Genomic DNA, 21,412 nt, shown 5'->3' on the forward strand with positions numbered 1-21,412 from the left:
CGATGCACAGTTTCACCCCGGTACTGATAGGACGTAGATGCTCAACGGCTTGGCGCGCGACGCAGTTTCACGCGTCACCGACCCCGTTGGCAGAGGCCTGCTCAAGCTCGGATTGACGCCCGACGCGGTCACCGTTATCGGTACCGTCGGCGCGGTAGTCGGCGCGATCTGGCTCTTCGGAATCGGCCAGCTGTTTGCCGGCACCATGGTCGTCACGTTCTTCGTCCTGTTCGATTTGTTTGACGGCGCGATGGCCAGGGCCAGGGGATACGGCACCGATTTCGGTGTCGTGCTGGATGCCTCCTGCGACCGGATCGCCGACGGCGCTGTCTTCGGGGCGCTCGCCTTCTACAGTTTTGTCTACCTGGACCAGCCCAGCGTCGGCGTCGCCGCACTGCTCAGCCTTGTTACAGGCCAGGTTGTCTCCTACATCAAGGCCCGCGCCGACTCGGTGGGGCTCACCATCTCGGGTGCGTTGGCCGAACGGGCTGAGCGCAACGTCCTCGGACTGGTGGGAGCCGGTCTGCAGGGGCTCGGCGTGCCGCACGCCCTGGAGATCTGCCTGTGGATCCTCGCTGCCGCCAGCGTATTCACCGTGGTGCAACGTCTGCTGCAGGTCCGCGCCGCCTACCAGCAACGTCCGGTCGGGGTGACCCGCGATGAGTCGAGCAGCTGAGAAGCTGGCCGACCTGGGCTACGGCGCCGGGTGGTCCCTGGTCAAGAAAATGCCGGAGCCGCTCGCCAAGTTCACCTTCGATCAAGCAGCAGACCTCGCCTTCCGCCGTCGCGGCCCCAACACGGTCCAGTTCGCGCGAAACTTGCACCGCGTCCTGGGGGACCAGTCAACACCCGAGTCGCTCGCCGCGGTGACCCATGCGGGTCTGCGCTCCTACGCCCGGTACTGGCGCGAAACCTTCCGGCTGCCCGCAATGGATCTGACCGAGGTCGCGCAGCGGGGTCGGGACGGATACATCGGGCTGCACAACATCACCGACGGCCTTGCCTCCGGCCGCGGGGTTATCGTGGCGCTCCCGCACTGCGGTAACTGGGACATCGCCGGCCTCGTCATGGCGCAGTTCTACGGCGGGATCACCACGGTGGCCGAGCGACTCAAGCCAGCCAGCCTGTACGACAAATTCCTTGCCTACCGCGAATCGCTGGGTTTTGAGGTGCTGCCATTAACCGGCGGCGCGGTGCCGCCCTCGCAGGTGCTGCAAGAGCGTCTCAAACAAGGCCGGATGGTCTGCCTGCTCGCAGATCGTGACCTGTCGAGTAAGGGCATCCCTGTCACATTTTTCGGCGAACCCACCACGATGCCCGCGGGCCCCGCGATGTTGGCGGCGCTGACCGGCGCAGACCTGTTGCCAGCCAACCTCTTTTTCACCGACAACGGCTGGACCACCGAGATCGGCGCACCTATTCAGGTGCCCGGAGTCAGGCTCCGAGACCAAGTACACGGCGGCACCCAACTTCTCGCCGATTTCTTCGCGTCCAGAATCGTCGAACACCCCGCCGATTGGCATATGTTGCAGCCGCTCTGGGCGGCAGACCGCCGGCCCCCCAAGGCGGGCAAGGCCGAGGCCACGCCGTGAAAATCGGTCTCGTCTGTCCGTATTCGGTCGACTCGCCCGGCGGCGTCCAAGTCCACGTCATGGACGTCGCGCGGCACCTGATCGCCCTCGGCCACGATGTCTCGGTATTGGCCCCCGGCGATGACGACAGCCCCGTCCCCGACTTTGTGGTGACCGCGGGCCGCAGCGTCGGTATCCCCTACAACGGCTCGGTGGCCAGGCTCTCGTTTGGGCCGGTGTCGTACTCCCGAGTGCACCGCTGGATCCGGGCCGGCCACTTCGATGTGCTGCACGTCCACGAGCCGGTGGCGCCCAGCCTGTCGATGTTGGCGCTGATCGTTGCCGACGGTCCCATCGTCGCGACATTCCACACTGCAAACCCAAAGTCCAGGGCCCTCAACGCTTTTCAGGGTATTCTGCAGCCCTTCATGGAAAAGATCACCGGCCGGATCGCCGTCAGCGAGTTGGCCCGGCAGGTCCAGGTCGAGCACCTGGGCGGCGACGCCGTCATCATTCCCAACGGAGTGGACCTCGAGCACTACGCCGGCGCCAGCCCGCTGGCGGATTACCCGAAACCTGGCCGCACCATCGGCTTCCTCGGCCGCTATGACGAACCACGCAAAGGCATGGCGGTCCTCCTCGCCGCCATCCGGCTGTTGCTGCCGAAATACCCGGAACTGACGCTGCTGGTGGCGGGGAAGGGCGATCCGGCGGCGCTGCTGGAACTCGCCGGACCAGATCTTGCCCCGCACCTGCACCTGCTGGGGTTGGTGAGCGAAGAAGACAAGGTCTCGATGCTCGCATCGGTCGATGCGTACTGCGCGCCGAACACCGGCGGCGAAAGTTTCGGGATGATCCTCACCGAAGCGATGGCCGCCGGCACCCCCGTTGTCGCCAGCGATTTGGACGCGTTCAAGCGGGTTCTCGAAGGCGGCAAAGCCGGCCGGCTATTCCCAGTGGGGGACGCGGCCGCCTTGGCAGCGACGCTCGATGGCGTCCTTTCAGACCCTGCGGCAACTGCTGCGATGGTCGTGCGGGCCACGGCTGTGGTCGCCCCGTACGACTGGAAAGTGGTGACGGCCCGCATCCTTCAGGTCTACGAGACCGTGATCGCCGCGGACCCCCGCTCCGTGATCGAGGCCGACTGATGGGCTTTGTCGTCGCGATCGTCATTGCACTGCTGTTGGTGGCAGCGCTGCGGCTGTGGAGAATCGCTGTTCGTGTCGATCGCCTGCATCGGCGTACCGAGGCAGCATGGGCTGGCCTGGAAGTCGCGCTGGCCCGCCGCGCCGTCGCTGCCAGAGCATTGGCGGCCGCCGGGGGACTCGACCCCGACCTGGCAGCAGTCCTGCGGTCGAGCGCACTCGCGGTCGAGTCGGCCAGCCGGCCCGATCGTGCTGACGCGGAAAACGAGCTGACCAGGGCTCTCCAGCTACTCCCAATCAGCATCGACCCGGGCCTTGCCGCCGAGCTGTTCGAAACAGCAGATCGCGTCATGCTGGCTAGGCGCTTTTACAACGATGCGGTCCGCGATACCCGTGCGCTGCGCAGTGACCGCTTCACCAGGATGTTCCGGCTCGCAGGCCGCGCATCCCTGCCGCAGTACTTCGAAATCGCGGAATATCAGCTGCCGAAGGCGGTGGCCCGCGTGTCCGCCCGGGTCGTGCTATTCAACGAGGACGACAAGGTCCTGCTCATGGAGGGCCACGACCCGTCGGCACCTGGCGCCAACTGGTGGTTCACCCCCGGGGGCGGCGTCGAAACCGGCGAATCCCTGGTGCAGGCGGCGGTGCGTGAGCTGCACGAGGAGACCGGCCTAGCTTTGGCCGAGAGTGATCTGCACGGGCCGATCTGGTGGCGCGTCGCGCGCATCTCCTATGACGGCGCCATCTTCGAGCAGACCGAACACTTCTTCCTGGCCAGAGCCCACCCCGATCCCGACAAGTGGCTCAGCCGAGCAGGTTTCACCGATCTGGAGCGGCTCGCCATCGGCGAACTTCGGTGGTTTGACAGGGCCGAACTGGTGGGCGCGGACAGTCCGGTGTACCCGGTGGAGTTAGCCGCCAAGCTGCCCGCCGCGTTAGCAGTGCTACAGGCGCCGACCGACGCCTCGCCCACCCAGATCCATTAGCTTTCATCATCATCTCGAAGGCCGCGCCCGCGCGCTGATGTTCACATTCCGCCCATCCCATGGCATAGCGTGGGATGCGGGTGGGGTGAACACGGTCGCGCCCTGCGAAGAAGAACTAGCACCCCGGCCACAGACGTAGCAAAATTTACGCGCAGCACATGAGCAGTGGAGGTATCTCACGTTGTTGACTTCAAGGTTGTCCCCGTCCCAGCGGACATTTTCCAGACGCGCCCCGAAGCTCGCTGGTTTTGCCGCGTCAGTGGTGGCAATGACGGTGCTGGCAGGGACGGTGCTGGCAGCCTGTGGCTCCGCCGACGTCGCCGTCGAATCCAGCGCGGCGCCCAGCACTGTTTCCACGTCGAGCACCACGAAGACCACTCCAAAGACCACCTCCACGACGACGACGCCCACCCCTACCCCCACCCCGGTTCCGGAGTCCACGCCGGAGCCTGCTCCGGCACCACCCGCGGCCCCCGCACCGATCAACCCTCTGACCGGCTTAGATTTCTCCGCTAACCCGGTGCTCGCGGTCAAGATCGACAACACCGACTTCGGCGGGCTGCAATATGGCACCTCCGCAGCCGACATCGTCTACGTCGAACAAGTCGAAGGCGGTCTCACCAGGCTCGTTGCCGTGTTCCACAGCACCCTGCCCGAAGAGGTCGGCCCAGTCCGCAGCGTTCGAACCACCGACGCCGAACTGTTGCGGCCGCTGGGAAAACCCGCGTTGGTGTTCTCCGGCGGTTCGGGAGTTCCCGTCCAGGCTCTGCGGGAATCACCCGTCATTGACGCGTCCCAAGGCGCCATCGGCGGGGCCTACTGGCGCTCGTCGGTCGCGTCCGGCTCGTACAACTTGCACGCGAACTTGGCACAAATCTCCACCTCGATTCCGGATATCAGCCAACCCAACAACATTGGCTTCACCTTCGGCGCCGACTACCCGGCCATGGCCGCCGGGCGCGACGTCACCAGCCTGGCAGTCAGCATGAGTAGGACCATCAAATTCACCTACAACGACGGCGCCTACCAGTACATCCGCAAGGACAAGGTGTCAGTGGACGGTAACGACGGCGCCACCATCGCGCCCGTCAATCTGCTCGTGCAGAACGTCCAAAACCAGCCGGACGGCGTCGTCGATACCAATGGAAGCCCCTCGTACAAGACCGACACCGTCGGCTCGGGCACCTTCACGCTGTATCGCGACGGCAAGGCTATCGACGGAACGTGGAGCCGCACCGAACTCGACGGCGCCACCAGCTACCTCGATGGCGCCGGCGCGCCCGTCCTGTTCAAGCCGGGCAAGACCTGGGTGATGTTGGCGCCGCAGAACTCTTCCGTTTCGGAGGGCTAGGGCGCCGGCCGGGGATCAGGTCATCCAGCGTTCGGGGATGCCGGGCCGGGCCGCCGCGGCCGCAGCGTCGATACTCGCAAGCCGGATGACGGCTGCCGTCAGTTGCTCGGGCGCGGCGGTGAACGGCAAGCGAAGGTAGGAGTCCATGGTTCCGTCTGGTCCGAACCGTGGTCCCGGAACGATGTGCACTCCGACGCCGGGGGCCATCCTGGCCAGTTCGCTGGCATAGGGCCCGGGAAGTTCGACCCACAATGACGCCCCACCGCTGGGCGTGGTCGGGGTCCACTTCGGTAGATGTTCCGCCAGTGCCTCCAACAGTGCCGCGCACCCCGCCGCCAGCCTCGTTGCTTGAGAAAGCATTGCGGTGCCTGGGTTTTCGAGGATGGCGAGAACCACAAGCTGATCCAGAACCGACCCGGCCATGTCGCCGAGCGAGCGCGCCTCGCCGAGCCTGTTGACCAGCGTCCGGGTGGTGCGGATCCACCCGACCCGAAGCCCGCCCCACAGCGATTTGGAGATCGAACCGATTGTGAGCACGCGGCTGGCGTCATCGAAGGCGGCCAGGGGCGGCGGCAACTCTCCGGTGCTCGGGAACGGGACTTCGCGCAGCGACTCATCGACCACCAGCAGCGTTGACGTGCCCGCACACGCTGCGATCACACGTGCCCTAGTGTCCGCATCCATCAGTGCGCCGGTCGGATTGTGAAAGTCGGGGATCAGGTACGCCAGCCGCGGGCTTGCCTGCCGCAGGGACGCCGCGATCAGGTCGATATCCCACGCGTGTGACGGGTCCGCACGCACGGGGATCGGTACCGGAACCCGGCGCGCCGCGCGGACGGCGTCCAAGGCGAGCGGATAGGTCGGGCACTCCAGCAGCACCCGGTCGCCGGGAGCGGACAGCGTCGCCAGAATCAGCGACCACGCGTGCTGCGCGCCGTTGGTGATCAGTATTTCGTCTGCGCTGGTGGGCAGATGAGCGTCGGTGTAGCGGCGGGCGATCCCTTCACGAAGCTGCCGCAGGCCCAAGGGGTGGTAGCCGTCAGCTCGGAGCAGCGCAGGCAATTGCTGGGCGGCGGCGGCAACGGCGGTGAGAATTTCGTCCGCCGGTGCTGGGGAGGATGCGGTGGTCAGGTCGATGGCGCCCGAGTCATCCGTCGCGATTTTTCCGCCAATCGCCCACGCGCCAGCCGATTTCGTATCGGCGGGGAACGTGAGCCGGCTACCGGATCCGCGCACACTGCTCAGCCAGCCGTCATCGCGTAGCAACCCGTAGGCAGCCGCCACCGTAGTGCGCGACAGGCCCGCGGCGGTGGCAAGTTCGCGCTCGCTGGGGAGCCCGGTGGACACCGCGAGCCTGCCCTCAAGAAGTGCCGATCGAATGCGCCGCGCCAGCTCTCGGTAGCTCGGGCCCACGCGCGACAGGTCGTCGGCGAGCCGATCGGGAGTGACGCCGACGCTGACCTGGCGAACAAGGCTTGGCGCGGAAATGCGCAACTGTGGCATCGACATCAGTCCACTTTCCCGTAATTGGCACTGGCTGTCCAGGCCACTTTTGATCAAAATAGCGAATATGACAGGCCAATTACCTCGAGCTGCACACGCGCAGCCCGCACCCGAACCCTCATATTTCGTCCACCGCGGTATCTTTCGCGCCGTGCAACCCATTCCCCGCGATCAGCTGGTGCGAAGGTTTGGACAACTCTCGGTCGGTCTTCTGCTGTACGGGCTATCGATGGCGCTCATGATCCAATCCAGCCTTGGCCTCGGCCCATGGGATGTATTCCATCAAGGTGTGGCCAAACGTGTACCGGTGAGTTTCGGTGTGGTCGTCATTGCCGTCTCCCTCGTCGTGCTGCTGCTCTGGATACCGCTCAAACAAAAGCCCGGCATCGGCACCGTCGCGAACGCGTTCGTGGTCGGAGCCGCTACCGACTTGGGCCTGTGGCTCTTTCCCGTCATTCACCAGGTGGCATGGGGGATCGCGGCTATGGTCCTGGCCATCGGAGCCAACGCTCTCGCTGGCGCCCTATACATCGGCGCCGGGTTGGGACCGGGCCCGCGTGATGGGCTGATGACGGGGCTCGTGCGGCGCGGAGTCGGATCGGTGTTCGTCGTCCGAAGTTGCCTCGAGGGCACCGTGTTGCTGATCGGCTGGTTACTCGGCGGCACCGTCTTCGTCGGCACCGTTCTCTACGCCGCAACGATCGGGCCCTGCCTGCACTGGATGATGCCGATCTTCCACATTAAACCGCGACCCCCTGCAACTGAACCCGCTGGGGCTGGCCCGGAGCAGCCGCGCGCGGGTGCCCCGGAGTCCCGATAGAATCAACCCTCGGCCATAAGGTCGGCATCTCGATCTAAAGGGGCATCAGCGCTATGAGCGGCCACTCAAAGTGGGCAACCACCAAGCACCAGAAGGCAGCCAAGGACGCCAAGCGGAGTAAAAACTTCGCCAAGCTGATCAAGAATATCGAGGTGGCGGCTCGTTCCGGCGGCGGCGATGTTAACGGCAACCCCACGTTGTTCGACGCGGTCGCGCGCGCGAAGAAAGAGTCTGTTCCCAAAGACAACATCGACCGCGCCGTCAAGCGAGGCTCGGGCGCCGACGGCGGCGGCGTCGAATACACCGCCATCACCTACGAGGGCTACGGTCCGAGCGGGGTCGCGATCATGATCGAGTGCCTCACCGAGAACCGTAACCGGGCAGCCTCCGAAGTTCGTGTCGCCGTTACGCGCAACGGTGGCAATATGGCCGAAATCGGTTCGGTGTCCTACCTTTTCAACCGCAAGGGCAGCATTGTCCTGCCCAAGGGCGACCTCAGTGAGGACGACCTTCTGATGGCGGTACTGGACGCCGGCGCCGAAGAAGTGATCGACCAGGGTGACACCTTTGAGGTGCTGGCCGAGACCACTGACCTCTCTGCTGTCCGCGCCGCGCTGATCGAAGCGGGCATGGAATATGACTCCGTCGATCTCACCTTCATCCCCACACTCCACGTGGCGGTGGATGTGGAGGCGGCCCGCAAGGTCCTGCGATTAGTGGACGCCATTGAAGACCTTGACGACGTGCAAAACGTCTACACCAACGTTGACATCTCCGACGAGGTGGGCGCGGCGCTCGAAGAGGACTGAGCGGGGCCCGGCCATCCGCCGCGCCAACCCGGCGTGGCGCTGCGGCCAGCTGTCGGTGCTTGCCGGTAGCGTCCTAACACGTACACCTGTTCGGGTCATCCGTTCGCTTGAAACTGCTCGGCAATCAGTACTGGAGGTCCGGCCCATGCGCGTGCTCGGCGTGGATCCCGGGCTGACCAGGTGCGGGGTGGGCGTGGTCGATGAGGGTCTGGGCAGACGCTGGAAGCTCATTGACGTCAGCGTCGCGCGGACGCCATCGGGCTCGGATCTCGCGCACCGGCTGCTGTCTGTTGCCTCCCATGTCGAGGCCGCGATGGACCTCCACCGGCCGGATGCGGTCGCCATCGAGCGCGTCTTCAGCCAACAGAATGTGCTGACGGTGATCGGGGTAGCGCAGGCCACCGGCGTGGTGGCGCTGGCTGCCGCTCGGCGCGGAATCCCGGTCGCTTGGCACACGCCCAGCGAGGTGAAGGCCGCCGTCACCGGAAGTGGCGTCGCCGACAAGGCGCAGGTCACGTTTATGATCACCAAATTATTACGCTTGACGGCAGCGCCCAAGCCGGCTGACGCTGCGGATGCGTTGGCATTAGCCATGTGTCACCTGATGCGGTCGCCGCTGATCGGACGGTTGGCTGCCGTCCAGCAGACGGGCAAGATCGCCGCGGCCGAGGCTAAAGCCGCGGGCGCGCCGCCGTCCCGGTGGGAGCTCGCGGAGCGCGAGGCGCGCAAGCAAGCACCCATCGCGCTTGCCCGTCGCCGAGCGGCGCTGCAGGCAGAAACGAAGAAGGCAGGGTTACGGTGATTTCGTCTTTACGCGGCACGGTCCAAGGCATCTCATTGGACAGGGTGGTGATCGAAGTGGGCGGCGTCGGAATGTCGGTCCGCGCCACCCCCGCGACGCTGGCAACCCTGAAGCGGGGGACCGAAGCCTACCTCGCGACCACGCTGGTGGTGCGCGAAGATTCGCTCACCCTCTACGGTTTCGCCGCCGACGATGCGCGCGACCTCTTCGAATTGGTGCAGTCAGTGTCCGGCGTCGGTCCCAAAATTGCGATGGCGTTGCTCGCCGTTTTCCCGCCGGACGAGCTGATCCAAGCGCTGGGGACGGGTGATGTCAAACGTTTGACCAGAGCGCCGGGCATCGGCACCAAGGGTGCGGAGCGCTTAGTGCTGGAACTGCGCGACAAGGTCGGCCGCCTCGCCACTGCAGGAGGCGCGACCTCGCTCTCCGCGGGCTCCGGGTTGGGCTGGACCGACAAACTGACCGAGGCTTTGGTGGGGCTCGGCTGGAGCGCGAAGCAAGCAAGTGACGCCGTCGAGTCAATTGCTGCCGAAACCACCGATGCCGCAGTCGTTTCCGGTGACGTCGGCGTATTGCTCCGTCGCGCTTTGGCGTTGCTGGGGCGTTCCCGATGACGGATATTCCGGAGTTCCGGTCCGAATTTCACGAACCCGATCTAGACCCGCACGCCGACACTTCTGTCGTGGTCCCCGACGAAATCCCCGGCGACGAACTTGAAAGCTCCTTGAGGCCAAAGAATCTCCGGGAGTTCGTGGGGCAGCACCGGGTACGCGAACAATTGGAGCTGGTGCTTTCCGGCGCGAAGCAGCGCGGCGCAGTACCCGACCACGTTCTCCTCGCAGGTCCGCCCGGGCTGGGCAAGACCTCGCTGGCAATGATCATCGCCGCCGAGTTGGGTACTTCGTTGCGGATCACCTCGGGGCCGGCGCTGGAGCGAGCCGGCGACCTGGCGGCGATGCTGTCGAACCTGGTGGAAGGTGACGTCCTGTTCATCGACGAAATCCACCGGATCGCCCGCCCCGCAGAAGAAATGCTCTACCTGGCGATGGAGGATTTCCGAGTGGACGTCATCGTCGGGAAGGGCCCCGGTGCTACCTCGATCCCGCTCGAGATCGCGCCGTTCACCCTGGTCGGCGCAACAACCCGCTCCGGGCAACTGACCTCGCCCCTGCGTGACCGGTTTGGGTTCACCGCCCATATGGAGTTCTACTCGCCGGAAGAGTTACAGCACATCATCACTCGCTCCGCCGTCATCCTCGGCGTCGACCTTCGGGCCGCGGGCGCGGAGGAAATTGCGCGTCGCTCGCGAGGAACCCCTCGCATCGCCAACCGCCTGCTGCGGCGCGTCCGCGACTTCGCCGAGGTCCGATCAGACGGCGCCGTCACCGTCGATATCGCCCGTCAGGCACTCAAGGTCTACGACGTAGACGAACTCGGGCTGGACCGACTCGACCGTGCGGTCCTGCGGGTGCTGTGCGAATCCTTCGGCGGGGGGCCCGTGGGCCTGACCACGCTGGCCGTCGCGGTCGGTGAGGAGCCGACCACGGTAGAAGAAGTGTGCGAGCCCTTCCTCGTGCGGGTGGGAATGCTGGCGAGAACCCCGCGCGGCCGGGTAGCAACATCCAGAGCCTGGGAACACCTCGGCCTGAGCCCGGACACCGGCGCCTTCGCCCCGACACCGCTCTTTACTGACTAATTCCGACATGTGCGTCCGGTACTCTCAGACTCGTATGCCCTGATCTGGGCGGACAGCATGCTCTCAAAATACTCCGGAGAGCCACGCGTGCGTGCGCTCTGACCGGCACTCATAGCCCAGCAACACGTTCGAACCGAAGGTGCCGCGAGGCACCACCGAAAGAGGTAACGAGATGGACCAACTTTTGCTGCCAATCATCCTGATCGGCGCGCTCGTGGTGGTGATGTACTTCTCCTCCAAGAAGCGCAAGAAGATGCTTGCCGACGACAAGGCCATGAAGGACTCGATCGTCCCCGGCACCCGCATCATGACCACCTCCGGTTTGCACGCAACGGTCACCGCGATGGCTGACGACACCGTCGAGCTGGAAATTGCCCCCGGCGTCCGCACCACGTGGATCAAAGCTGCAATTCGTGAAGTTGTCGTGCCGGTCCTCGATGAGCCGCTGGACGGCTTCGAGGACGATTACGCCGACCTGGGCGACGACACCGATTCCGACCAGACCAATGTGGATCTGCGGAAGAAAGACCTCGGCTAAACTTCCCGATCGGTACCTGTCCAGTTTCTTGCCTTCCCGACGCCGTCGACGATGCGAGATGGTGGATTCAGCTGTGCAAAATGTATTCAAAACGGGCGACACCTTCACCCGGATACCAGCGTAAGTATGGTGGCCCGGCCTGCAATGCGGCCGGGGAGCCAACTGTGCGTGTCATGAGGAGATAGACGAAACGTGGCAACACCGGCCGGGCAGTTCCGACCATGGCGACTGATCATGAGCTTCATCGTGATCACCCTTGGTCTATATTCATTGGTTTTCTTCACAGCTGGATCCAATTCCCCCAAGCTGGGAATTGATCTCCAGGGCGGAACGCGGATCATTCTGACCGCGCAGACCGGTGATAAGACCACCCCGGATCGCAACTCGATGGCCTTGGCTCGGGATATCCTCGAGCGCCGCGTCAATGGCTCCGGTGTGGCCGGCGCGCAGGTCCAGATAGACGGCGCCAACCAACTCGTGGTGACCGTTCCCGGCACCGAGGATCTGAGCAACCTGACGCGTAGCGCGCAGCTCAACTTCCGTCCGGTCGTCGGGCAGGGCCTCTCGGCCAGCTTCGCTCAGCAGGCTCAGGCCAGTGCTGGCGCAACTGCACCCGGGACTCAGGCACCTGCGTCGGCCGATGTTTCGGGCGCAGCCACCGTCGGATCGGACCCCGCGAGCGCACCCGCCACCACCAGCGCCCCTGCAGAGACCGCAGCGCCCAGCAGCCAGGGCTTGCGCAACCCCTACATGGCCGCCCGGACCAGCGAAAGCGGCGCAGTTCCGTCTGATGCAGCTGTCACTTCTGGCACTGGCGCCGCTGTCACTTCTGGCGCCGCTGTCACTTCTGGCGCCGCTGGCACCGACGCCGCTGGGGCCAGCGCTCCTGTGGCAACCGGTACCGAAGCCGCCGCCGCTCCCAAGTCCGTGGACTTGCCTGTCGGCGGCGATCCGAACAACCCCACGCAACCCGCAAGTTCGGTAGCCGGCGACTGGGCTCCCTGGATCACTGCGGCGACCACAGCTATTCAATCCGGCGGCTTGTCGTGTGAGCAGCTGGCGCCCTACGAAGGAATCGATGATCCTGCGAAGCCGCTGATCGCCTGCGACTCCAAAGGCGTCTACATTTACCTGCTGCAGGCCACCATCATCCCGGGTAGCGAAATCAAGTCGGCTACTTCGTCCCTGAGCCCGGTAGACGGCTGGACAGTCAGCCTTGACTTCAAGACCACGGGCTTCAACAACTGGGCCGCTTACACCACCGCCAACATCGGCAAGCAGGTTGCGTTCGCCCTCGACGGCCGCATCGTGGTGGCACCCCGAATTAACAGCGCCATCACCACTGCCACCGCCATCACCGGCAGCTTCACACAAGCCGAGGCCGTCGACTTGGCGAACTCGCTGAAGTACGGCGCGCTCCCGCTGGCATTCGAACGGTCATCATCCGACAGCGTTTCCGCCGAGCTCGGGCTCGAGTATCTGAAAGCTGGCTTGATCGCTGGCGGTATCGGTTTGCTGCTTGTGGTGCTGTACTGCCTGATCTACTACCGCCTGCTGGGCGTCATCACCATCCTTTCGTTGCTGCTCTCATTCGGGCTGGTGTACGCGGTTCTGGTCCTGCTGGGCCGTTGGATTGGTCTGGCACTGGATATGTCCGGTGTCGCTGGGTTGATCATCGCGATTGGTATCACCGCTGACTCGTTTGTCGTTTATTTTGAGCGAATAAAAGACGAAGTCCGGGAGGGGCGGACGTTCCGCTCCGCGGTGCCTCGCGGGTGGGCCAGGGCAAAGCGGACCATTCTTTCCGCGGATGCCGTCTCGTTCCTTGCAGCGGCGATCTTGTACGCATTGGCGGTCGGTGAGGTCAAGGGCTTCGCCTTCACCCTCGGGCTGTCCACAGTCCTCGACCTGGTGGTCGTGTTCTTGGTAACGCACCCGCTGGTGGCGCTTGCCTCCGGCAACAAGATCTTCGCTTCACCGCGGTGGTCTGGCCTTGGCGCGGTCGCTGCAGCCGGTAACCGGTTGCGCGTCAACCAATCCAAGCTCGTCAAGAAGGAGGCCTGATCATGGGTATCGATCCCACCAAGGAGGACTTCAGTATCACCTCCGCCGGTTCAGAGGTGAGAGCCACCGGCCCCGCTCCTTTACCGGTGGGGTTCATCGCCCGGCTTTCGACGGGCACCGGCGCTTTCAATATCTTGGGCAAGCGGCGTTATTACTACATCATCGGAGTCGCCATGGCAGCTCTGGCGATTTTGCTGATCCTGGTGCGAGGATTCAACCTCGGCATTGATTTTGAGGGCGGCACCAAGCTGCAGTTCCCACCCGGAAATTCCACGACCACCCAGCAGGTCACCGATCTCGTCGCCGATAGCGTTGGTATCAAAGATGCCACCGTGCAGACCGTGGGCACCGGCACTGCCTCGGTGATTCAGGTCCGCGTCAAGACGCTGTCAGCTGATCAAATCGTGGCGGTAAAACAAGCTCTGACCGCCTCCTTCGGAATCGCCGAAAATCAGGTGTCAGATTCAGCCGTCTCCGAGACCTGGGGCGGCGAGATCTCGCAGCGAGCGTTGATCGCTCTCATCGTGTTCCTTGTGGTCGTCTCGCTGTTCCTCTGGATCAGGTACGAGAAGCGCGTGGCCGTCGGGGCCGTTGTCTCTGTCCTTCACGATTTGCTCGTCACCGCCGGTGTGTACGCATTGGTCGGCTTCGAGGTCACGCCGGCAACCGTGATCGGTCTGCTGACGATCCTCGGGTTCTCCCTGTATGACACCGTTGTCGTGTACGACAAGGTGCAGGAGAACACCAAGGGCCTTACCAGCCTGATCCGCCGCAACTATTTGGAAGCGTCGAACCTGGCGATCAACCAAACCTTGATGCGGTCGATCAACACCACCATCATCGCGCTGCTGCCCGTCGGCGGTCTGCTGGTCGCGGGCGTAGTGATTCTGGGCTCTGGAACCTTGAAGGACCTCGCGCTGGTGCAACTCGTCGGCATGATCGTGTCTGGTTACTCCTCGGTCTTTATCGCCGTCCCGTTGGCCGTTGACCTGAAAATGCGTGACCCGTTGATCAAGGCGCACACCGCTCGGGTGGCTGCCAAGCGCAAGTCGGAGGGACTCGTCGTTGATGCTGACGGCGACCTCATTGGCCGGGTAGCGGTGCCGGCGAAAGCGCACTCCACAGGCGCGAAGTCCGCCAGCGGTCCGGCGGCAGGCTCGGTAGCGCTGCTGGAGCGCGAAACGGATTCGGGTGCAGCGGCTGGTACCCCTACCGCGGCGTCCACGAAAACAGCTCCGCTCCAGTCGGGCCAGGCACCTCGACCCGGCGTCAAGCCGCAGCGGCCCAGCGGCAAGGGACAACGTCCCGCTGGCAAACGATCTCGCTGACCTATGACGCATAGCAGCCCAGCTCCCACGCGCGCGGAGCTGTTGGGCTCTGCCGTCACCGCTCTCGAGCAGCTGACGCGTGTGGTGTCGGATTTTCCCAGCGCCGGTGTGGTGTTTCGTGACATCACTCCGGTCCTGGCCGACCCTGGGGGGCTGATGGCGGTGACTCAGGCACTCTCGGTAGCCGTGACTCAACCCTTCGACCTCGTCGCCGGCCTCGATGCCCGCGGGTTCTTGTTGGGCGCGGCTGTTGCAGTGCACACAGGCTGCGGGGTACTTGCAATCCGCAAGGCTGGCAAACTCGCCGGCGCCGTCATCGGGAAGGACTACTCACTCGAGTACGGGACGGGTCGACTCGAGTTGCATCCCGACGACGTCCCCGCTGGCGCCCGTGTTCTGGTCGTCGATGACGTCCTTGCGACCGGGGGAACCGCCGCGGCCGCCTGTTCGCTGCTGATCCAGGCAGGCGCGAGGATTGCTGGTGTTGCTGTCGTGATGGAACTCGTCGACCTAGGCGGACGCGCCCGGGTGGAGGCCGCCACGGACGCTCCGGTGGTCGCCATCTGTGCGCTGTAGCCGCTGCCCACTATCGTCATCCGGCCGTAACGCCCGGCGACTATGATTAGCCGTAGCCAACCCCGCCGTAGCCTGAGTCTGTGCGGCGCGATCCGGTCTAGCGCGTAACAGAGGGAGGGCCCGTTGAGTTCAGACGTCGCGGGCGTGGAAAAGACCATGCTGGATGGCGCCGATGTCGGCGCGGACCCGGTGATGCCTGAGCCTGTACCGGCAACTCCTGAGACCATCTCTGCCACGCGGCGGGTGCGAAACCGACTCACCCGCCGGATGAGCGGCCAGCGACTGGCTTCCGGTCCGACTACGGTCTTGGAACCCTTGTTTGCGGTGCATCGGTCCTACCACCCAAAAGCTGATCTGAAGCTGCTCCAACGGGCTTACGAAGTTGCAGATGAGGCGCACAACGGTCAGTTCCGGAAGTCGGGCGACCCTTACATCACCCACCCTCTCGCGGTAGCAACCATTTTGGCCGACCTGGGCATGGACACCACGACTGTGGTGGCGGCGTTGCTGCATGACACGGTGGAGGACACGCCGTACAGCCTCGAGCAGGTGACGGCGGACTTCTCCGCTGAAATAGCGCATTTGGTCGACGGGGTGACCAAGCTGGACAAGGTCAACTTCGGTGAGGCAGCCGAAGCAGAAACCATTCGCAAGATGGTGATCGCCATGGCGCGGGATCCCAGGGTCCTCGTCATCAAACTCGCTGACCGCCTGCACAACATGCGGACGATGCGATTTCTGGCACCGGAGAAGCAGGCGAAGAAGGCTCGCGAGACCCTGGAAGTGTTAGCGCCGCTGGCGCATCGGCTCGGGATGGCCACCATCAAGTGGGAATTGGAGGATCTAGCGTTCGCGATCCTGCACCCGAAACGCTATGGCGAAATTGTCCGACTTGTTGCTGATCGTGCGCCGTCGCGGGATACGTATCTAGCGACCGTGACCTCGCAGCTGTCGATGGAGATGAGTACCGCAAAGATCACCGCGGAGATCGTAGGCCGCGAAAAGCACTACTACTCGATTTACCAGAAAATGCAGGTCCGCGGCCGCGACTTCGACGAGATCCACGACCTCGTTGCGGTCCGAATTCTGGTTGGATCGCTGCGGGAATGTTACGCGGCCATGGGGGTGGTGCACGCGCTGTGGCAGCCCATGCCGGGGCGGTTCAAGGACTACATCGCGCAACCTCGGTACGGGGTGTATCAATCGCTGCACACCACGGTGATCGGCCCCGGCGGCAAGCCGCTGGAGGTGCAGATCCGGACACACGAAATGCACCACACAGCCGAATACGGGATTGCTTCGCACTGGCGGTACAAGGAGACTCGAGGCACCCATCAGGGCGGCGCCGCTGGTGTCGACGAGATGGCATGGATGCGACAGCTGCTCGATTGGCAGCGGGAGGCGGGCGACCCGGGGGAGTTCCTTGACAACCTGCGCTACGAAATGGCGTCCCGCGAGATCTTCGTCTTCACTCCCAAGGGCGACATCATCACGTTGCCCGCCGATTCGACACCTGTGGACTTGGCGTATGCCGTCCACACCGAAGTCGGCAACAGGTGCATCGGCGCCAAGGTCAATGGCCGGTTGGTGGCGTTGGAGCGCACTCTCGACAACGGGCAGATCGTCGAAATTTTTACATCGAAGGCCGTCGGTGCCGGACCGAGCAGGGATTGGCTGAACTTCGTCGTCTCCTCGCGAGCGAAGAATAAGATTCGGCAGTACTTTGCCAAGGAACGCCGCGACGAAGCGATTGAGGCTGGCAAAGAAGGCATCACCAAAGCCTTCCGGCGCGCTGGGTTGCCGGTACAGCGAATGATTTCCCACGACAGCCTCGCGGCTGTTGCTCATGAGTTGGGCTACCGCGATATCGCGGCGCTTTACGCTGCAGTTGGCGAAAGTCACGTAGCAGCAACCACTGTCGTTTCCAAGGTTGTGTCAATGCACGGCGGGGCCGAAGAGGCCGGCGAAGAAATGGCCGAAAGGTCGGCGCCGCTGCGCCCGCGTCGCAGCACTGCCGTCGGGGATGCCGGCGTGCTCGTCAAGGGTGTATCCGACTTGCAGGTCAAGCTTGCTCGGTGTTGCACCCCGGTGCCCGGCGACGAGATCTTGGGCTATATCACCAAAAGTGGAGCGGTGTCGGTTCACCGCGAGGATTGCACCAACGCCGAGTTCTTGCAGGGCGCGCCCGAGAGGCTGATCCCGGTTGAATGGGACCCTAGTTCGGCCTCTGTGTTCTTGGTGGCCATCCAGGTGGAGGCCCTCGATCGGCACCGGTTGCTTTCCGATATCACCAAGACTTTGGCGGATGAGAAAGTCAACATCCTGTCTGCGAACCTTCAGATGACGAAGGACCGGATGGCGATCACCAAGTTCTCCTTCGAGATGGCCGATCCCAAACATTTGGGCCATCTCTTGCGAGCCGTCCGCGGGGTCGAGGGCGTCTACGACGTGTACCGGGTCACCAACGCCTAAAGGCGTGAATGCCTGAATGCGTGGTCTCGTGTCGTGGCTAGAGCGGCAGTGATGTTTTCTTGATGAGGAATAGATAGCGGGTTGCTGCTGGTGCAGTGCCGCTGGTCGTGACCCTCGACTTCTGACCTGCGATTTCTGGTTAATCCGCGCTGGCGTGACGGTTATGGATGACCTGCCCTGTGAGCTTCGGGAATCAGCGGCATACGCCAGCTCCGGATAACCACCTCCCGTCAGAATGGCGGGAGGTCATATTCACACTTTGCGAGTTGGTGCTGTGTGGACTGTTCCTCACTCACCGGTTTGGTCCCGACGATGGTCGCCTCCGCTTCGGCTCCACGCTCGTCAGTAGCTGCGTTGGCACTTTTGGCGTGCAGGGGCAGTGTGTTGGGGAGGGTGGTGTTCCAGTCGTGGGGGTGGCTGGTGTGGGTGTGTCCGGTGGGGGTGGTCCAGTTCAGGGTGTGGTCGTGTTGGTGTTGGACGGTGTGGGTGGTGCGGTGTTTGGTGAGGTGATGGGTTCGGCAGAGGCTGGCGAGGTTGCAGGGGCAGGTGGGGCCGCCGTTGTCATTGGTGGGGGTCCATGGCTTTTGGTGGTCGATGTCGTTTTTGGTGGCTTTGCGGTTGCATCCGGGGTAGCGGCAGGTGTGGTCTCGGGTTTTGATGAATTTGTCGACTGTGGTGGTCGGGTATCTGACGGTGCGGCCGAGGTCGAGGAGGGTGCCGCAGTTGTTGAGTGCGAGGACGGTGATGGTGGCTGCTGATGCGGCGATGGCTCTGGACATTCCAGCGGGGAGGTAGCCGTAGTTGTCGAGGTGTCCTGGGTTGTTTGCCAAGGCAGCGAGGGTGTCGAGGTTGAGGGTGATCTGTAGGGACGGTGGTGGTCGTAGTGGTCGCCATATGGGCGTGGCTGTCCCAGGATTCGGGGTCGGGTCTGGGGCTGATGGGGCTGGGATTGGTGTGGCGGGGGTTGGTGCTGGTGGGGTTGGTGCTGGTGTGGCTGGGGCGGTTGATCTGGTCTTTTTGCGCTGATTTGATTCGGTGCCGGTTTGCGAGACAGGTCTTGGTTTGGGCTCAAGGTTGGCGGCGGGTGTGGGGTTCGGCGCTGGGCCAGATTCGGTGGGTTTTTTCCGAGGTGTTTCTCGTTCGGTCCTTGCCTGCTGACCTGTCGCCTGCAGATCTGTTGTGGTGCTGTCGGTTTCACCGGTCGGTGTTGTTGTCTTTGGTTTTGGGGTTGGTGGGGTTTGGGTGGTGAAGGGGAGGAGGTTGATGGTGCCGGTGTCGGCGATGTGGTTGATGAGGTCGCTGAATGCGTCTGCGCGGTGTTCGCCGATGCCGCGCAGGGGGGTGGCCGGCGTGTCGGCACCGTCGCTCACGTTGCTGGTGGTGGTGGTGTGGGTGCGTTCGTGGCTGTAATTGTGATCGGCGAGGGTGTTGATGAGGTGGTAGGCGGTGGCGGCGTCTTGGGCGGGTAGGAGTGCCCAGAACTTGGCGAGGCCGTATTTGTCGGGTGTGATGCCGATGGTGCGGTTATGGCTGGCTTGTTCGTAGAGAGTTTCGGCGGTGTGGGGGTCGAGGTTGATGACGATGCGGTCGATGAGGTGTCGTAGTTTCGCCGGTGGGAGTTGGGTGCCGGTGGCGAGGAGGTGGTTTTCGGCGGTGCGTTTGTGGGTGGGGCTGAGGGTGGCGGTGCCTTCGGCGATGAGGGCGGCGCGGTAGCTGTCTATTTTTCCGGTGGTGAGTGCGGTGAGGGTGGCGGGGAGTTGGGTGACGATGGTGTGGGCGGCGTCGACTTTGATTTGCGCGGTGATGCTGGCGATGGTGAGGGCTGGGGCGAGTTGGATGGCGGTGAGTCGGCGGCATTGTTCTTCGATTTTGGTGCGGAGCAGTTCGGGGTGGTTGCGTTCGAGCTTTTCGAGGTTGAATGCGGTGTGGGCGGCGAGCATGTCGATGGCTTCGTCGCGGGTGGTGACGCGGTCGGGTTTTGCTGCCTCGTGGAGGACTTTGTGCTGGAGGGCTTGGGTCCAGGAGGCGAGGCGGTTGAGTGCGACGGCGGCGTCGATGAGCTCGGTGGGGGTGGCGTTGGGAAGGTTGAGGGTGTGCAGCGTGGCGGCCAGTTCAGGTCCGGGTGCGGCGTTCAAGTCGCCTGGTGCTGGGTTGCCGCTGTGCATGTCTGTCACCCCCCGGTAACGATTGCCCCTGTGTCGAATATATGTTCGATTCTACCTCTTGAACACGGGAAATGATTTCCATCATAAGAGTGATGAGGGAATGCACTCCGAAGGCTACAGATTCAAGTCCGGATCGAAACTAATCGAGCTCAGAGAGATCTGCAGGGCGCTCATTGGCGTGATGTTGTGATTCGTCGCCACGTTCGTTCGCAGTGCATGAGAGCAGTGCCTGAGTTTCGCAGTGCCTGGGTTTCGCAGTGCATGAGAGCAGTGCGTGCGTCGAGCAGGGGCCGACGAGAAAGCGTCATTGTTGATGCCACGCAGTCCACAACCCGATCCCACGCAGGCCACAAGCCGAGCTAGCACCAGATGAGCAGCAGCGCGGGCGCTGGTAGGACCCGCAGATCCACAGCGTCGTCACCTGAGGCTGCCAAGCCAGCGCAGAAGGGGGAGAGCGCAGGTGAAAGCGGCATGCGTGCAGCTTTCATCGGCCCCCGTGACAGCTCAGCCAGAGGAGCTTGTCGTCGATACTGCGGGCTCCGACGTGACGGGCCGCTCGGTCAACGAAGGATCGACCGACAATTCGGCAGCCGACGTCGTAGGTGCCGGAACGGCAGTGGCGACAACCGAATCCTCCGGCACGGCGAAAGTTTTGATCTCGACGGCCTCAGCTGGCGCATCCTTCAACCCGTTGGGACCAGCCTTCGTGCCCTTCTCTGCTATTGCGGAAATCACCGACAACCCTGCAGCGTCAACGGTTCCGATCTTGGTAAAGGCATCCTTGGCAATGGTGGAGTCGCCGTAAACGATGAAGAACTGGGAACCGTTCTCGCCGCCTCCAGCATTTGACAGTGCGACGGTGCCTACTGCGTAGGCAGGCCCAGCGGCGGTGGCGTCAGCGGCCGGTGCAGCTGTTTCCAGCGCGTACTGGAAACCCGGTCCGCCTCGCCCAGTCTTCGACGGGTCACCACATTGCAAAACCTTGAGGTCGTCATAGTCGGTCAGGCGCCAGCATTCGGTGTCGTTGTAGAAGCCTTGCGTCGCCAGTGAAATCACGGCATTGACGCCGCACGGAGCCAAAGCCCGATCCAAGGTGACGGGGATCACGCCGGAGCCGAGTGTCAGAGTGGCGTCCACAGTCCCCGTGACCGCCGGGTCCGTGTTTGTCGGAGCCGATACCGCCTTGACTGGGCCTTCCGTCGAGTTCGGGTAAGAACACGGGGCGGCTGCCTTCGGGGCTGATCCGGAAGCCCCGTCAGAGGTGGTGGTCGCCGAAGAGGCCTGCGTATCGGAGGTTCCCCGCGCAGTGGCAAACCAGATCACGCCTGCGACAACCACAACCGCGCCGATGACGCCTGCCACCAAGTTCCGCTGATGCCTGGAGCGGGAACGCTCGGAGCGATTAACGAGCTGATGCTCCAGCTTGCGCTTCGCGGCTTCTCGGCGTTGTTGGTTCGTCGACACTGGTGGGTCCTCCTGTGAGCATTATGGCGAGCAGGGCACGAAGTGCGACGAGCTCGGGCAAAGTCTAGGTGACGAGCCTGTGTGTTCGCCCCACCGCAGTTGGGAAGTGAGTGAGTGGACGA

General features: G+C 63.7%; 18 protein-coding genes. 15 read left to right on the forward strand and 3 right to left on the reverse strand.

Features of this window, described 5'->3' with window-relative positions:
• Positions 1 to 37: 37 nt before the first annotated feature.
• From pgsA to EH165_RS05750, 5 genes are all read left to right on the forward strand, one after another.
• A complete protein-coding gene (gene pgsA, locus EH165_RS05730; protein WP_124798404.1) occupies positions 38 to 676 on the forward strand; it encodes a phosphatidylinositol phosphate synthase in 639 nt (212 codons plus the stop codon).
• Positions 660 to 1,592 (forward strand): phosphatidylinositol mannoside acyltransferase, encoded by a 933-nt coding sequence (locus tag EH165_RS05735; protein WP_124798405.1) that lies wholly within the window; start codon positions 660 to 662, stop codon positions 1,590 to 1,592. Before pgsA ends, EH165_RS05735 begins: the two co-directional genes overlap by 17 nt.
• The gene (locus tag EH165_RS05740; RefSeq protein WP_124798406.1) at positions 1,589 to 2,719 is read left to right on the forward strand and encodes a glycosyltransferase family 4 protein; all 1,131 of its coding nucleotides are present in this window, start codon (positions 1,589 to 1,591) and stop codon (positions 2,717 to 2,719) included. The genes EH165_RS05735 and EH165_RS05740 overlap by 4 nt, the downstream gene beginning before the upstream one ends.
• Positions 2,719 to 3,702, forward strand: a complete 984-nt coding sequence (locus EH165_RS05745) for an NUDIX hydrolase (protein WP_124798407.1) — start codon at positions 2,719 to 2,721, stop codon at positions 3,700 to 3,702. Before EH165_RS05740 ends, EH165_RS05745 begins: the two co-directional genes overlap by 1 nt.
• A gap of 196 nt (positions 3,703 to 3,898) precedes the next feature.
• A complete protein-coding gene (locus EH165_RS05750) occupies positions 3,899 to 5,053 on the forward strand; it encodes a DUF3048 domain-containing protein (protein ID WP_124798408.1) in 1,155 nt (384 codons plus the stop codon).
• 15 nt (positions 5,054 to 5,068) lie between these two features.
• Here EH165_RS05750 and yczR read toward each other — a convergent pair whose 3' ends face one another.
• Complete coding sequence (yczR, locus tag EH165_RS05755; RefSeq protein WP_164479132.1) at positions 5,069 to 6,562, reverse strand: MocR-like transcription factor YczR; 1,494 nt, start codon at positions 6,560 to 6,562, stop codon at positions 5,069 to 5,071.
• Between the two features lie 61 nt (positions 6,563 to 6,623).
• Here yczR and yczE point away from each other — a divergent pair, with 61 nt between their 5' ends.
• The 10 genes from yczE (at position 6,624) to EH165_RS05805 (ending at position 17,661) form a co-directional block, all read left to right on the forward strand.
• Complete coding sequence (yczE, locus tag EH165_RS05760; protein ID WP_206426128.1) at positions 6,624 to 7,376, forward strand: membrane protein YczE; 753 nt, start codon at positions 6,624 to 6,626, stop codon at positions 7,374 to 7,376.
• A gap of 53 nt (positions 7,377 to 7,429) precedes the next feature.
• Entirely contained in the window at positions 7,430 to 8,185 is a 756-nt protein-coding gene (locus EH165_RS05765; RefSeq protein WP_124798410.1) for a YebC/PmpR family DNA-binding transcriptional regulator, read from the forward strand.
• A 145-nt stretch (positions 8,186 to 8,330) separates the two neighbouring features.
• Positions 8,331 to 8,987, forward strand: a complete 657-nt coding sequence (gene ruvC, locus EH165_RS05770) for a crossover junction endodeoxyribonuclease RuvC (protein WP_124798411.1) — start codon at positions 8,331 to 8,333, stop codon at positions 8,985 to 8,987.
• The gene (gene ruvA, locus EH165_RS05775) at positions 8,984 to 9,601 is read left to right on the forward strand and encodes a Holliday junction branch migration protein RuvA (protein ID WP_124798412.1); all 618 of its coding nucleotides are present in this window, start codon (positions 8,984 to 8,986) and stop codon (positions 9,599 to 9,601) included. The genes ruvC and ruvA overlap by 4 nt, the downstream gene beginning before the upstream one ends.
• Positions 9,598 to 10,683 carry a Holliday junction branch migration DNA helicase RuvB gene (ruvB, locus tag EH165_RS05780; RefSeq protein ID WP_124798413.1) on the forward strand — a complete coding sequence of 362 codons (1,086 nt, stop codon included), beginning with the start codon at positions 9,598 to 9,600 and terminating at the stop codon, positions 10,681 to 10,683. Before ruvA ends, ruvB begins: the two co-directional genes overlap by 4 nt.
• Positions 10,684 to 10,855: 172 nt before the next feature.
• The gene (gene yajC, locus EH165_RS05785; protein ID WP_124798419.1) at positions 10,856 to 11,221 is read left to right on the forward strand and encodes a preprotein translocase subunit YajC; all 366 of its coding nucleotides are present in this window, start codon (positions 10,856 to 10,858) and stop codon (positions 11,219 to 11,221) included.
• A gap of 192 nt (positions 11,222 to 11,413) precedes the next feature.
• Complete coding sequence (secD, locus tag EH165_RS05790; protein ID WP_124798420.1) at positions 11,414 to 13,285, forward strand: protein translocase subunit SecD; 1,872 nt, start codon at positions 11,414 to 11,416, stop codon at positions 13,283 to 13,285.
• A 2-nt stretch (positions 13,286 to 13,287) separates the two neighbouring features.
• Positions 13,288 to 14,613, forward strand: a complete 1,326-nt coding sequence (gene secF, locus EH165_RS05795) for a protein translocase subunit SecF (protein WP_206426129.1) — start codon at positions 13,288 to 13,290, stop codon at positions 14,611 to 14,613.
• 3 nt (positions 14,614 to 14,616) lie between these two features.
• On the forward strand, positions 14,617 to 15,189 hold the full coding sequence (locus EH165_RS05800) for an adenine phosphoribosyltransferase (RefSeq protein WP_124798424.1): 573 nt from the start codon (positions 14,617 to 14,619) through the stop codon (positions 15,187 to 15,189).
• A gap of 192 nt (positions 15,190 to 15,381) precedes the next feature.
• Positions 15,382 to 17,661 (forward strand): RelA/SpoT family protein, encoded by a 2,280-nt coding sequence (locus tag EH165_RS05805; RefSeq protein WP_422392136.1) that lies wholly within the window; start codon positions 15,382 to 15,384, stop codon positions 17,659 to 17,661.
• A 230-nt stretch (positions 17,662 to 17,891) separates the two neighbouring features.
• Here EH165_RS05805 and EH165_RS16470 read toward each other — a convergent pair whose 3' ends face one another.
• Positions 17,892 to 19,826, reverse strand: coding sequence for an HNH endonuclease signature motif containing protein (locus EH165_RS16470; RefSeq protein WP_124798426.1), 1,935 nt, complete (start codon positions 19,824 to 19,826; stop codon positions 17,892 to 17,894).
• A gap of 504 nt (positions 19,827 to 20,330) precedes the next feature.
• The gene (locus tag EH165_RS05815) at positions 20,331 to 21,290 is read right to left on the reverse strand and encodes a peptidylprolyl isomerase (RefSeq protein ID WP_124798428.1); all 960 of its coding nucleotides are present in this window, start codon (positions 21,288 to 21,290) and stop codon (positions 20,331 to 20,333) included.
• Positions 21,291 to 21,412: the final 122 nt, after the last annotated feature.

This window comes from Nakamurella antarctica, assembly GCF_003860405.1.
Taxonomy (GTDB): Bacteria; Actinomycetota; Actinomycetes; order Mycobacteriales; family Nakamurellaceae; genus Nakamurella; species Nakamurella antarctica.

What these genes read in the sequence shown, in the direction of transcription:
- pgsA (WP_124798404.1), top strand. Translation starts at nt 38, where the DNA reads ATGCTCAACGGCTTGGCGCGCGACGCAGTTTCACGCGTCACCGACCCC.
- EH165_RS05735 (WP_124798405.1), top strand. Translation starts at nt 660, where the DNA reads ATGAGTCGAGCAGCTGAGAAGCTGGCCGACCTGGGCTACGGCGCCGGG.
- EH165_RS05745 (WP_124798407.1), top strand. Translation starts at nt 2,719, where the DNA reads ATGGGCTTTGTCGTCGCGATCGTCATTGCACTGCTGTTGGTGGCAGCG.
- yczR (WP_164479132.1), bottom strand. Translation starts at nt 6,562, where the DNA reads ATGTCGATGCCACAGTTGCGCATTTCCGCGCCAAGCCTTGTTCGCCAG.
- yczE (WP_206426128.1), top strand. Translation starts at nt 6,624, where the DNA reads ATGACAGGCCAATTACCTCGAGCTGCACACGCGCAGCCCGCACCCGAA.
- EH165_RS05765 (WP_124798410.1), top strand. Translation starts at nt 7,430, where the DNA reads ATGAGCGGCCACTCAAAGTGGGCAACCACCAAGCACCAGAAGGCAGCC.
- ruvC (WP_124798411.1), top strand. Translation starts at nt 8,331, where the DNA reads ATGCGCGTGCTCGGCGTGGATCCCGGGCTGACCAGGTGCGGGGTGGGC.
- ruvB (WP_124798413.1), top strand. Translation starts at nt 9,598, where the DNA reads ATGACGGATATTCCGGAGTTCCGGTCCGAATTTCACGAACCCGATCTA.
- yajC (WP_124798419.1), top strand. Translation starts at nt 10,856, where the DNA reads ATGGACCAACTTTTGCTGCCAATCATCCTGATCGGCGCGCTCGTGGTG.
- secF (WP_206426129.1), top strand. Translation starts at nt 13,288, where the DNA reads ATGGGTATCGATCCCACCAAGGAGGACTTCAGTATCACCTCCGCCGGT.
- EH165_RS05800 (WP_124798424.1), top strand. Translation starts at nt 14,617, where the DNA reads ATGACGCATAGCAGCCCAGCTCCCACGCGCGCGGAGCTGTTGGGCTCT.
- EH165_RS05805 (WP_422392136.1), top strand. Translation starts at nt 15,382, where the DNA reads ATGCCTGAGCCTGTACCGGCAACTCCTGAGACCATCTCTGCCACGCGG.
- EH165_RS16470 (WP_124798426.1), bottom strand. Translation starts at nt 19,826, where the DNA reads ATGCACAGCGGCAACCCAGCACCAGGCGACTTGAACGCCGCACCCGGA.